Here is an 11737-nt window from a genome sequence, read left to right as displayed (position 1 = left end):
TTTTATCTCCTGACGCCTGGGCAAAAAAAAGCCCCTCGATTGAGGGGCTGGGAATAGGTGATCAACGGGAAGAAAAACGGCAGGCCAGCGTCTTTTTTCAGACGCGGTAAGACAAAATGTCGAACACACTGAACCATACATCCTCCCGGCAAATTGTCCGGCATTATACTCAGCCAGAAAGTGGGATCAAGCGATTAATGCAAAAAATTCCCCAGGTAAACGATTGTTGTGAATTTATATGCTTTAAATTTGAATTTATAACATAAGGTGGGATGGCGCGGGAACGGGCAGGAAAATATGCGCTGGCGCAATCAGGCGGCAAAAAATACTGGTATGGCTATAAGGAATTACGTATAACAAGAGAAATGAAACAATGTTTTAATTGAGGAAAGGAAAGAAATGATCATCGGAAATATTCATAATCTCCAGCAATGGTTGCCGGAAGAGTTACGCCAGGCGATTGAGCATATTAAAGCGCACGTTACGGCAGAAACGCCAAAGGGTAAGCACGATATCGAAGGCAACCGTCTGTTTTATCTTATCTCTGAAGATATGACCGAGCCGTATGAAGCGCGTCGCGCAGAGTATCATGCTCGCTATCTCGACATTCAAATTGTGTTAAAAGGGCAGGAGGGCATGACCTTTAGCACGCAACCTGCGGGTACACCGGATACTGACTGGTTAGCAGATAAAGACATCGCCTTTTTGCCGGAAGGCGTTGAAGAGAAGACCGTCATCCTCAATGAAGGGGACTTTGTCGTGTTCTATCCGGGTGAAGTGCACAAGCCACTGTGCGCAGTGGGCGAGCCAGCCAGGGTTCGCAAAGCGGTTGTGAAGATGCAGATGGTATAAGCGGATTATACCGGTGGCGACGTTACGCCGCCTCCGGTACTGGTGTTATTTGGCAAGCGTCGCGACCATCACTGCTTTGATGGTATGCATACGGTTTTCCGCCTGATCAAAAACAATGCTGGCGGCAGATTCGAAGACCTCATCCGTCACTTCCATCCCACCATGCAGGCCAAATTCTTCAGCCATTTTCTTGCCAAGCGTGGTTTGATCGTCATGAAATGCGGGCAGACAGTGCAGGAATTTGACTTCGGGATTACCCGTCAACTGCATCATTTTGCTGTTTACCTGATAATCACGCAGCAGTGCAATACGTTCTGCCCATTTCTCTTTCGCTTCCCCCATCGACACCCACACATCGGTATAGATAAAGTCTGCGCCTTTAACGCCTGCCGCGATATCTTCTGTCAGCGTAATATTCCCGCCGTTCTGTTGTGCCAGCGCGCGACATTCCGCAACCAGCGAGGCTTCCGGCCAGCACGCCTGCGGTGCCACCAGGCGTAAATCCAGGCCAGTCAGCGCAGCAGCTTCCAGCATCGAATTGCCCATGTTGTTGCGGGCATCTCCGGCGTAGACCAGCGTCATTTCATTGAACGCTTTACCCGGTAAATATTCTTGCATGGTCAGCAGATCTGCCAGCAACTGCGTTGGATGGAATTCATTGGTCAGCCCGTTCCAGACCGGCACGCCAGCGTATTCTGCCAGCGTTTCGACGATCTCCTGACCATAGCCGCGATACTGAATACCGTCATACATGCGTCCAAGCACGCGGGCAGTATCTTTAATCGACTCTTTATGACCAATCTGGCTGCCGCTGGGGCCGAGATAAGTGACGCGAGCGCCCTGGTCATATGCGGCAACTTCGAAAGAGCATCGGGTACGTGTCGAGTCTTTTTCGAAGATGAGCGCGATGTTTTTACCCGTGAGTCTGGCTTCTTCAGTACCGTTTTTCTTATCGGCTTTCAGCTTCGCGGCTAACTGAAGCAGGCTGTTGATTTCAGCGGGTGTGAAATCGAGTAATTTCAGGAAATGCTTATGATAAAACCCGGACATAGATCCCTCCTGTGGCTAACGCCCAATGAATTAAAATTCAATTTATATGTATGAATATTCATTTGCAAGCCTGAGGCATAAATCTTTATCACAAAGGTGGAGGCAATGTCAGTGGTGTGTGACAATAAGAGTATCGGCAGGACATTAAGAGGAATAAGCCATGGCAAACCCGGAACAACTGGAAGAACAGCGTGAAGAAACGCGTTTGATTATTGAAGAATTACTGGAAGATGGTAGCGATCCAGACGCGCTGTACACCATCGAGCATCACCTTTCCGCAGACGATCTGGAAACCCTGGAAAAAGCGGCGGTTGAAGCATTTAAACTCGGCTATGAAGTGACCGATCCAGAAGAGCTGGAAGTGGAAGAGGGTGATATCGTGATTTGCTGTGACATCATCAGCGAATGCGCGTTGAATGCCGATCTGATCGATGCTCAGGTTGAGCAATTGATGAACCTGGCAGAGAAATTCGACGTTGAATACGACGGTTGGGGGACTTACTTTGAAGATCCTAACGGTGAAGAAGGCGACGATGAAGATTTTGTCGACGAAGATGATGACGGTGTTCGAGCCTGTACATAGATTTGTGTAATTGCCTGATTTTGATATGTTCAATCCAGCATCAAATGAAGGTTAATTTATGGACGAAAAACAGTTACAGGCTCTGGCTAACGAACTGGCCAAAAACCTCAAAACCCCTGAAGACCTCAGTCAGTTTGATCGGCTGCTGAAAAAGCTCAGCGTTGAAGCCGCTCTCAATGCAGAGATGACACACCATCCTGGGTATGAGAAAAATCAGTCCAGACCAGGAGCTAACTCCCGCAACGGTTTTTCCACAAAGACCGTTATCACAGGCGACGGTCCACTGGAACTGCGTACTCCGCGCGATCGTGACGGTACCTTCGAACCACAACTGGTAAAGAAAAATCAGACCCGTATTACCGGGATGGATAACCAGATCCTCTCGTTGTATGCCAAAGGGATGACCACCCGTGAGATAGCTGCTGCGTTCAAAGAACTGTATGACGCAGATGTTTCACCGGCACTGATATCAAAGGTTACCGATGCCGTGATGGAGCAGGTTGTAGAATGGCAAAACCGACCACTGGATGCTGTTTACCCCATTGTTTATCTTGACTGTATCGTCCTGAAAGTTCGGCAGGACAGTCGCGTCATCAACAAATCGGTGTTCCTGGCACTGGGCATCAATATCGAAGGTCAGAAAGAACTGCTGGGTATGTGGCTGGCCGAAAATGAAGGGGCGAAGTTCTGGCTCAATGTGCTGACTGAACTGAAAAACCGCGGTCTGAACGATATCCTCATCGCCTGTGTGGATGGCCTGAAAGGCTTCCCGGATGCCATCAACACAGTATATCCGAAGGCCCGCATCCAGTTATGCATCGTGCATATGGTGCGCAACAGCCTGCGCTTCGTGTCATGGAAGGACTACAAAGCCGTCACTCGCGACCTGAAAGCGATTTATCAGGCTCCCACGGAAGAGGCAGGCCAGCAGGCACTGGAAGCGTTCGCTGCGGCCTGGGACTGTCGCTATCCTCAGATAAGCCGAAGCTGGCAGGCTAACTGGCCGAATCTTGCCACGTTCTTCGCTTATCCAACGGACATCCGCAAAGTGATCTATACGACGAATGCCATCGAGTCGCTAAACAGCGTGATCCGCCATGCGCTCAAAAAGCGTAAAGTGTTCCCGACAGACGACTCGGTGAAAAAAGTGGTGTGGCTGGCAATCCAGTCTGCGTCCCAGAAATGGACGATGCCGTTGAAGGACTGGCGAATGGCAATGAGCCGCTTTATTATCGAGTTCGGTGACCGCCTGGACGGTCACTTCTGAGAAAAGGCATTTACACAGAATCTTAAACAGGCTCGGAGTTGAGGGCGCTCATTATTGCGGCTCAAGATTAGCGACTGCCGATGCGCCGATACGGAACATTTCCGGGTCAGGTTTATCGACCATGATTTTGACCGGAAAACGCTGGGCAACGCGGCCCCAGTTAATAGAACGAGACACTTTCGGCAGACCGCCAAGCACCAGACCACCATCATCCGGCAACACACCATAGCCAATGGAATCTACTTTACCTTCGAAGGTTTTGCCGCTGTCGCTCATCAGGCGAATTGTCGCAGGCGTACCGGCATGAATGTTTTTCAGATCGGTTTCGCGGAAGTTGGCGATCACGTACCAGTGACGGGTGTCGATTAGCGTGAAAATAGGATGCATCGCGGAGGCAAATTGCCCAACCGAGGTTTTGAGGGAAATCACCCGACCATCGAACGGTGCGCGAACAGTGGCCATTTCCAGATGCAGTTTGGTCAGGGCAATATCCGCTTCGACCGCCGCGCGTTGCGCGACCAGTGCATCGACGCCGCTAACGGCGCTGGCGGCTGACTGTGCCTGCAACAATACAGCATTAAGATCGGCTTCTGCCGCACGCTGTGCGGTTCTCGCGCGGTCTACATCTTCCGCAGAGACAAAACCTTCCTTCAGTAGCGGCTCGGTACGGCGTAATGTATCGTTGGCCTGTTTGGCAGCGGCGCGAGCTTTTTCTACCGTGGCGTTAACCGAGTCAGCACCGAACTGTTGGGCATTAACGCTACGCTGAGTGAGCATAATTTGCTTATCCAGCGCGGCGAGGGAAGCTTCGGCTTTCGCCAGATTAGCTTCGTACGGGCGCGGGTCGATGCGAAACAGTAAATCACCTTGTTTAACTGCCTGGTTGTCGGTGACTGCCAGTTCTACAATGCGACCGCTGACTTCCGGTACTACATCAATGGTATCGGCTGACGCGTAAGCGTCGTTAGTTGATGGCGCACTGTCGACGCGCCAGATAACAAAAACAGCGGCAACCAGTGCCAGCGCAACCACCAGCAGGGCAGGGAATTTACTGCGAGGAGCTTTTTTCGGCGTACTTTCCATGAGCGCATCTCAAAATAGATTAGAAAAATGCCAGCCAGAACAGCATGGCGTAGAGAGCAAAAAGGGCGGTATAAATAATTCCGACAAATGCCAGATTGATATTTGCCCGCTGAATAATTCGCCTTGTGATGAGAGTCACAATAAGGCTGGCAATAACGCAGAAAAACCAGCCGGGATAATAAGCGCCGATTACCGGGATCGCCGGAGATAATGAGCATCCCGAAACCATGAAGACGGGAATTATCCAGGTTGCTTTTTTGAGTTGCATCACCATGCGAGAGAGAACTGTTGGCATAATAAATACATCCTGTCTGCTGCGAACAATATCTGTAGTGAATGTCAATATCCATTGAAGGCGTCAGTATGGCTATTTTCTTGTGGAATAAAAATAGCTTTATTCAGCCACCGCATTCATAACTTATTTATTTTATGTATTAGTTAATGATTTATATTTTTAATATAAATGCTTTCGGGAGCTTAATTGCCCCCGAAAGTGAGTGGAATTAATTTGGGGTAACGATATTCACCCACAAATCAAAATTATCCAGACAGGCAATAATTTCTTCCAGTTTCGCACCATTGCCAATAATTTTGGCTTTCTTCGCTTTTACCAGCTCTGCCATTTTCGCCTGTCCGGTCAGCACCGCGTGCAGATCTTCACGGCTGATGTAGAAAGCGGCGTTGGCTTCAGGCTGCAGCGTTTTACGGTAGTTAAGCACGCTATCGTTCAGCGTCAGGTTGAGGTTATCGCCGTTACTCATATTGAAGTTCAGGCTGATATTTTTGCCAGCGGCTTTTTCGCTATCGAGGCGCACGGACATAAAGTCGAACAGCATTTCGACTGACATCCCGCGAATGGTGTCCGGGGAACCGGTGGTGCCGTGGCTGAACTTATGTACTCCTTCGCGCAGCTCTTTCGCACCAGTCAGGTAGAAACCGCGCCAGGTGGCGGACTCGGCCTGATAACCAAGCTGTTCAAAGTTTTTGGCTTGCAGATTTTTCGCTACCTGGTCACCCGGATTGGCGGCAATCACCTGTTTCAGTAATTCTGCCGACCAGCGGTAATCCCCTTGCTTATTCGCTTCCTGTGCCAGGTTGATCACGCGCGCGGAACCGCCCAGCGCCTGTACATAACGCTTGCCCATCTCCACCTGACCATATGGATGCAGGTTAGCCGGATTGCCATCGTAGTAGCCAAGATAGAAGTTATACACCGCGCGGGCGTTATGGCTAACAGAGCCATAGTAGCCGCGGCTGGCCCAGTTGTTGGCAAGTGCTGGCGGCAACTTAATCATGTCTCCGATTTCATTCATGGTGTAGCCCTGGTTTGCCAGGTGCAGGGTCTGATCGTGAATGTACTTGATGGTATCGCGATATTTACCAATATAATCATTGATATGCTTATTGCCCCAGACTGGCCAGGTGTGTGGCATAAACAGTACTTCCGCTTCGTTACCCCACATATCCAGCGTTTCGTTCAGGTACTCGGTCCACTTGCTGGTGTCGCGGGTTTTCGCGCCGCGCAGGGTGTAGAAGTTGTGCAGGGTGTGAGTGGCGTTCTCGGTGGTGCACAGCGCTTTCAGGGCCGGAATATAGAAATGCATTTCCGCGGGTGCTTCGCTGCCTGGGGTCATCAGGAAGTCAAACTCCAGACCATCGATAATCATCTTCTCGCCAGTTCTGACAATTGTTTTGGTTGGCGCAATAATGCTCGGGTCGCCGGTCGCCAGCGTGACACCGAGGCCATTACCCACGTTGCCCTGTGCGTTGTGCGGCAGTAACAGGCCGTAAGAGTAAAGGGCTCGGCGGCTCATGATGTTACCCGCCAGCATGTTTTCGCTGATAGCTTCGTCCATAAAGCCTGCCGGAGCGATTACCTGAACTTTCCCTGATTTAACATCAGCTTCAGTGATAATGCCTTTCACTCCGCCATAATGGTCGGCGTGGCTGTGGGTGTAGATAACGGCAACAATTGGTTTTTGCGGACGATGCTGGAAGTAAAGGTCAAGTGCGGCTTTCGCGGCTGGCGGCGTCACCAGTGGGTCGATAACAATAATCCCTTTCTCGCCTTCAACGAACGTAATGTTAGAGATGTCCTGACCGCGCACTTGATACATTTTATCGGTGACTTTAAACAGGCCAGAAATGCCGTTGATCTGCGACTGACGCCACAGACTGGGATTTACGGTTTCCGGTGCGGCGGCATTAATATCAAATTTGTAATCATCTGCCCGATAATAAACTTTTCCGTTAGCATCACGCAGAATACCTTCATCCAGTAGCGGGGCGATAAATCCACGCTGGGCATCGTCAAAATCCTGACGATCGCTAAACGGCAATGATTTGGCGTAGTTCTGGTTAATTTGCTGAGTATATTGGCTGGCAGCCTGAGCTTCTTCTTTCGCGTAAGCGGTATTTACCATCATGCCGCTGGCGGCGGTTAATGCAATAACAATCCTGCTCAAACGGAATAACCGTGAGTTATTCATATAAATCTCCATTTATCATTTGTGTCGTAAATATATGACCCATACAAAATACGTCATTTGAAACTGGCGTTATCATAATTGGGAAACTTCGACTTTAATAAGAGTAAGTGTGAGCAGAACACGCTATTTTATTAGGCATTAGTGCTGAAGAAGGAAGACAGCGATAGTTTTATTTTTTCTATAAATAATACGAAACGGTTTATTCTTTAATTATATATATTAACGGTAATATCGTTAGCATAGCGGGATTTTGCGCCACTATGCCAACGTTTTACTCATGAGTAATTAGTGCAGGGCTGCGTCCGATTGCGATAAAAAACGGTGATGCGCCAATATCGCTGCGCCCTGTGCGCCATTGAAATCAGAAGACGAGGCAGCAATAAAGCGCACGACCTGATGCGGCAGTGGGCGGCGCAGGTACGTTTGGGTCATCGCAATCAGTGTTTCGTGCGGGAAGGCAGACATATCCATTACGCCGCCGCCCAGAATCACTGCGTCAGGATCGAATAGGTTTATGCTGGTGGCAATGCCCCGCGCCGCGCTTTCCAGTAGATTCTGGACAAAAGGGGCGTTTCCCGCATGGATGAACAGATCGCTTAATGCATAATTTTGGGGCTGTTGTTCATACCAGCGTCTTAGTGCCAGTCCGGAGCAGACCGTTTCCAGACACCCTAAGTTGCCGCAGGCGCAGAGTTGGGCCATATCCCCTTGAGGAATATGGCCCAGTTCGCCTGCCACACCGTGCGCTCCTGTCCAGGGTGCACCGTTCATCCACACCGCGAACCCCATACCCGTACCGAGATAGGTCGCCAGAACCAGTTGTTGTGTGAGGCGGTTTTCTACTACGTCCCAGGAGAGTTGTAGGTTAACGTCGCGGGAAAATTCAACCGGACAATTCAGCGTATTTTCGAGTTTACCGGCGAGATCATATAAATCCGCCGCTGTTAACGGTAGGTTAGGCGTAGAAATAATGGTGCGCTTATCTTTGCCGACCAGTGCCGGAAACCCCATTACCAGACCATGACAGTGAGCGTTAAAGTGCCTGAGTTGTTCATTGAGCATTCCGGTGATACCTGACACCAGGCCGGAAGCTATCACTTCTGCGGTACGCTTTTTCTCACAGTGTAGTGTTTCCCCCTCTGCTGTCCGCAGACAAAAGCGGATATGCGTTGCTCCCATATCCACGCCCGCTACGACGTTACGCTGTTTTTGCATGAGGCTGTACCTCGTTTTTCGCAGCCAGAATCTGCGCTGCCATCACTTTCCACGCGTCGTCGATATTCTCCGCATGGTTGAAGAGTCCGGAGGTGCCGACGATAAAAACATCCGCCCCGACAGCCATCAGTTTTTCGTAAGTTGCCTGGTTGCAGGAACCGTCCACCTCGATTTCGTATTCCAGCCCCTCTCGTTCACGCCATGCTTTCAGTTCGGCAATTTTATCCAACATCTCAGGAATGAACGGTTGTCCGGCAAAGCCGGGATCGACAGTCATGACCGTAATTTTATCGGCTTTATGGATATAGTATTTCATTGCCTCAACCGGCGTTTCCGGGTTAAGAATCAACCCCACTTTCATGCCATGACGGCGGATTTCGTCAATCAGGCGAAATGCCTGACCGTTGATAGTTTCCGGATGCAGAGTGATGAAGTCTGCCCCTGCGCGCGCTAGTTGAGCAATGTAATCCTGCGGACGCGTTACCATCAGATGGCAGTCGAGCGGTTTACTCGCCAGTTTTTTTACCTGGCTTACGAAGAACGGCGAGAGTGTCAGGTTTGGTACAAAGTGGCCGTCCATAATATCGATGTGAAAGTAATCTGCATGGTTGTCGATAAATTCGATTTGTTCTTTAAATTTCAGCAGATCCATACACATTAACGATGGGGAGATTTTCATGTTCATTTCCTTACTTACTGATAAGACGGTCAAGGGCGACAGCCGCGATAATTAATCCGCCCATCACCACCAGTTGGTAATAGGTTTGTACCTGCAAAATATTCAGACCATTGTTGATGGTGCCGATGATCAGCCCGCCAATCACCACAGAGAAAATGCGTCCCTTGCCGCCGAAGAAACTGGTGCCGCCAATGATGGCACTGGCAATGGCATAGGTTTCAAAACCCATACCAGCAAGCGGTTCTGCCGCACCGAGTCGTGCCGTTGAGACGACGCCTGCCAGACCCGCACAAACACCAGAGATGATAAACACCACCAGGATGTGAAATTTCACGTCAATCCCGGAATAAAACGCTGAGTTTTTGTTGCCGCCCAGGGCGTAGATGTTGCGTCCGAGCCGCATACGAGTTGTCAGAAACCAGAGGATGAGCGCGACAATTAACGAGAAGATAACGGGGACAGGTATCCCGATTACACTGGCGGCAAAGAAGTTTACGAAGTCAAACGAGAAGCCGTATACCGAGTTGGCATCGGAGATCACCAGCGTGATCCCACGGAAAATTGCGTTGGTGCCAAGGGTGATAATGAACGGGTGTAGCCCCGTCCAGTTGACCAGGCAGCCGTTAATCGCCCCCAGTGCGCCGCCAACCAGTACACCACCAATCAGCGCTGCGAGAAACGGATCAACACCTGCTAACATCAGTTTGGCGGTCACCATACCGGAAAGTGCCAGAATCGCGCCAACCGAGAGGTCGATACCGGCGACCAGGATAGCGAAAAACTCGCCCATACCGATCAGTACAGTCACGGAGCTTTGAACAAAAATCTGGGTAATGTTGTTGGCGGTCAGAAAATATTCTGACGACAGTGAACCGAAGATGGCAACGATTATCGCCAGGATAAAAAAAGTACCGTATTTGTCCCAGAACAGCGCAAAGTTGAACGGTTTCTTCTCGTTCGCTTCGCCTTTTACTCTTGTGGTAATGCCCATGCCATAATCTCCTCTTCGCTCATGTCATCGCGATTAGTCAGGATTTGCGTCAGTCGTCCTTCGCAGAACACGGCGATGCGGTCGCAGACGGCGATAATTTCAGGTAGTTCAGATGACACCATCAGGATGACTTTTCCGTCGTCCGCCAGTTGGCGCATCACTTTGTAAATTTCGGCTTTCGCGCCAACGTCGATACCGCGGGTAGGCTCATCGAAAATGATTACTTCCGGGCGACAGCACAGCCATTTGGAGATCAGTACTTTCTGCTGGTTACCGCCAGAGAGTTCGGTGATGTTCTGGTTTACTGATTGGCACTTCAGCGCCAACAGTTCGCGCTGGGCTTCAGCGGTTTGTTGCTCGTCATCTTCATGAAACAGCCCCATTGCGCCTTTATAACCGCCGTCTTTCAGACTGCGGCTGATAGCCATGTTCTGAGCGATAGAAAAGTTGGGGAAAAAGCCATTATCCCGGCGGCTTTCCGTGATGTAAGCCATTCCTTTTTTTACGGCATCCAGAGGTGAACGAGGAGAAATAGCTTTGCCGTTAAGACGGATCTCTCCGCCAGAGCGTTTATCAACGCCAAATAGGCAATTCATCAGTTCAGTACGTCCGGAACCGACCAGTCCGGCAAAGCCTAATATTTCTCCCCGGCTGACGCTAAATGAGATATCCCGGACTTTTTTTCTGTCACGGCTGGTGACGTTTCTCACCTCAAAAACTGTATCGCACTCAAGGTTGCTGATGTTCTCCTTCATCGCGTTAAAACGGCTTTGCAGTTCACGGCCTACCATCAGACGGACGATATCGTCATTTGACACATCACTTACCATGCCGCTGCAAACGCTGCTGCCGTCTTTCATCACCGTATAGCGGTCGCAAATTCGACGAATTTCCGCCAGCTTATGTGAGATGTAGACGATGGCAGTGCCCTCTTTACGTAACTGATTCATGATCAGAAACAGATAGTCCACCTCTTTATTGGTGAGCGAGGAGGTGGGTTCATCCATGATGATGACTTTGGCGTCAAGCATTAGCGTCTTGGCGATTTCCAACATCTGTTTGTGGCTGATAGATAAGTTCGCCACTTTCTCATCTAAATCGACTTTCAAGCCCACGCGTAATAACATCATGGCAGCGCGTACTCGCATTTCTCGCCAGTCGATAATATTGACGCCGCAGATTTTTTTGGTCAGATGACGACCAATATATAAATTTTCCAGTACGGTTAATTCATCAATGACGCTGAGTTCCTGATAAATAATCCCGATACCGAGTTGTGCCGCTAATTTATGATCCAGTTTGTCATAGTTAATGCTATTAATGGTAATAGTGCCTTTGGTCGGCTCATGTATTCCAGATAACACTTTCATTAGCGTGGATTTACCCGCACCATTTTCGCCTAGTAATGCATGTATTTCATAAGGGTAAATAGTTAAATCAACCGACTTTAATGCGTGAACCGGACCAAAGGATTTGCCGATCCCCGCCATCGATATATATGGCGCGACCATAAATAATCTCTCTGCAC

Annotated in this window: 12 protein-coding genes; 3 read left to right on the top strand and 9 right to left on the bottom strand. The window is 49.7% G+C overall.

Going from position 1 to position 11737, the window contains the following annotated elements:
* Positions 1 to 2 precede the first annotated feature (2 nt).
* The gene (pyrL, locus tag C1192_RS19570; protein WP_032141493.1) at positions 3 to 137 is read right to left on the bottom strand and encodes a pyr operon leader peptide; all 135 of its coding nucleotides are present in this window, start codon (positions 135 to 137) and stop codon (positions 3 to 5) included.
* A gap of 262 nt (positions 138 to 399) precedes the next feature.
* Between pyrL and tabA the strand changes: the two genes are divergently transcribed.
* Positions 400 to 852, top strand: coding sequence for a toxin-antitoxin biofilm protein TabA (gene tabA, locus C1192_RS19565; RefSeq protein ID WP_000583473.1), 453 nt, complete (start codon positions 400 to 402; stop codon positions 850 to 852).
* A 45-nt stretch (positions 853 to 897) separates the two neighbouring features.
* On the opposite strand, the gene argF is transcribed toward tabA, so the two are convergent.
* Positions 898 to 1902 (bottom strand): ornithine carbamoyltransferase, encoded by a 1005-nt coding sequence (gene argF, locus C1192_RS19560; protein ID WP_000012892.1) that lies wholly within the window; start codon positions 1900 to 1902, stop codon positions 898 to 900.
* 160 nt (positions 1903 to 2062) lie between these two features.
* Between argF and rraB the strand changes: the two genes are divergently transcribed.
* Positions 2063 to 2485, top strand: coding sequence for a ribonuclease E inhibitor RraB (rraB, locus tag C1192_RS19555; RefSeq protein ID WP_038354681.1), 423 nt, complete (start codon positions 2063 to 2065; stop codon positions 2483 to 2485).
* A 58-nt stretch (positions 2486 to 2543) separates the two neighbouring features.
* Positions 2544 to 3752, top strand: coding sequence for an IS256-like element IS1414 family transposase (locus C1192_RS19550; RefSeq protein ID WP_103194764.1), 1209 nt, complete (start codon positions 2544 to 2546; stop codon positions 3750 to 3752).
* 51 nt (positions 3753 to 3803) lie between these two features.
* Here the strand turns inward: C1192_RS19550 and mdtN are convergent, their stop codons facing one another.
* The 7 genes from mdtN to alsA all read right to left on the bottom strand — a co-directional run bounded on the left by mdtN (position 3804) and on the right by alsA (position 11720).
* Entirely contained in the window at positions 3804 to 4835 is a 1032-nt protein-coding gene (mdtN, locus tag C1192_RS19545; RefSeq protein ID WP_038354703.1) for a multidrug efflux transporter periplasmic adaptor subunit MdtN, read from the bottom strand.
* Between the two features lie 19 nt (positions 4836 to 4854).
* Positions 4855 to 5130 carry a YtcA family lipoprotein gene (locus C1192_RS19540; RefSeq protein ID WP_001517588.1) on the bottom strand — a complete coding sequence of 92 codons (276 nt, stop codon included), beginning with the start codon at positions 5128 to 5130 and terminating at the stop codon, positions 4855 to 4857.
* Between the two features lie 208 nt (positions 5131 to 5338).
* Complete coding sequence (gene yjcS, locus C1192_RS19535; RefSeq protein ID WP_038354702.1) at positions 5339 to 7324, bottom strand: alkyl sulfatase YjcS; 1986 nt, start codon at positions 7322 to 7324, stop codon at positions 5339 to 5341.
* 285 nt (positions 7325 to 7609) lie between these two features.
* Complete coding sequence (gene alsK / locus C1192_RS19530) at positions 7610 to 8539, bottom strand: allose kinase (protein ID WP_038354701.1); 930 nt, start codon at positions 8537 to 8539, stop codon at positions 7610 to 7612.
* Complete coding sequence (gene alsE / locus C1192_RS19525; protein WP_038354700.1) at positions 8523 to 9218, bottom strand: D-allulose-6-phosphate 3-epimerase; 696 nt, start codon at positions 9216 to 9218, stop codon at positions 8523 to 8525. Before alsE ends, alsK begins: the two co-directional genes overlap by 17 nt.
* Positions 9219 to 9228: 10 nt before the next feature.
* Positions 9229 to 10209, bottom strand: coding sequence for a D-allose ABC transporter permease (gene alsC, locus C1192_RS19520; protein ID WP_038354699.1), 981 nt, complete (start codon positions 10207 to 10209; stop codon positions 9229 to 9231).
* Entirely contained in the window at positions 10188 to 11720 is a 1533-nt protein-coding gene (alsA, locus tag C1192_RS19515) for a D-allose ABC transporter ATP-binding protein AlsA (RefSeq protein ID WP_038354698.1), read from the bottom strand. Before alsA ends, alsC begins: the two co-directional genes overlap by 22 nt.
* Positions 11721 to 11737 lie beyond the last annotated feature (17 nt).

It is taken from the genome of Escherichia marmotae, assembly GCF_002900365.1.
Lineage (GTDB): Bacteria > Pseudomonadota > Gammaproteobacteria > Enterobacterales > Enterobacteriaceae > Escherichia > Escherichia marmotae.
This window is presented reverse-complemented; position numbering and strand designations above follow the sequence as displayed.

Coding starts and splice junctions, on each gene's coding strand:
- pyrL (WP_032141493.1), bottom strand. CDS start 137: ATGGTTCAGTGTGTTCGACATTTTGTCTTACCGCGTCTGAAAAAAGAC.
- tabA (WP_000583473.1), top strand. CDS start 400: ATGATCATCGGAAATATTCATAATCTCCAGCAATGGTTGCCGGAAGAG.
- argF (WP_000012892.1), bottom strand. CDS start 1,902: ATGTCCGGGTTTTATCATAAGCATTTCCTGAAATTACTCGATTTCACA.
- rraB (WP_038354681.1), top strand. CDS start 2,063: ATGGCAAACCCGGAACAACTGGAAGAACAGCGTGAAGAAACGCGTTTG.
- C1192_RS19550 (WP_103194764.1), top strand. CDS start 2,544: ATGGACGAAAAACAGTTACAGGCTCTGGCTAACGAACTGGCCAAAAAC.
- mdtN (WP_038354703.1), bottom strand. CDS start 4,835: ATGGAAAGTACGCCGAAAAAAGCTCCTCGCAGTAAATTCCCTGCCCTG.
- C1192_RS19540 (WP_001517588.1), bottom strand. CDS start 5,130: ATGCCAACAGTTCTCTCTCGCATGGTGATGCAACTCAAAAAAGCAACC.
- yjcS (WP_038354702.1), bottom strand. CDS start 7,324: ATGAATAACTCACGGTTATTCCGTTTGAGCAGGATTGTTATTGCATTA.
- alsK (WP_038354701.1), bottom strand. CDS start 8,539: ATGCAAAAACAGCGTAACGTCGTAGCGGGCGTGGATATGGGAGCAACG.
- alsE (WP_038354700.1), bottom strand. CDS start 9,218: ATGAAAATCTCCCCATCGTTAATGTGTATGGATCTGCTGAAATTTAAA.
- alsC (WP_038354699.1), bottom strand. CDS start 10,209: ATGGGCATTACCACAAGAGTAAAAGGCGAAGCGAACGAGAAGAAACCG.
- alsA (WP_038354698.1), bottom strand. CDS start 11,720: ATGGTCGCGCCATATATATCGATGGCGGGGATCGGCAAATCCTTTGGT.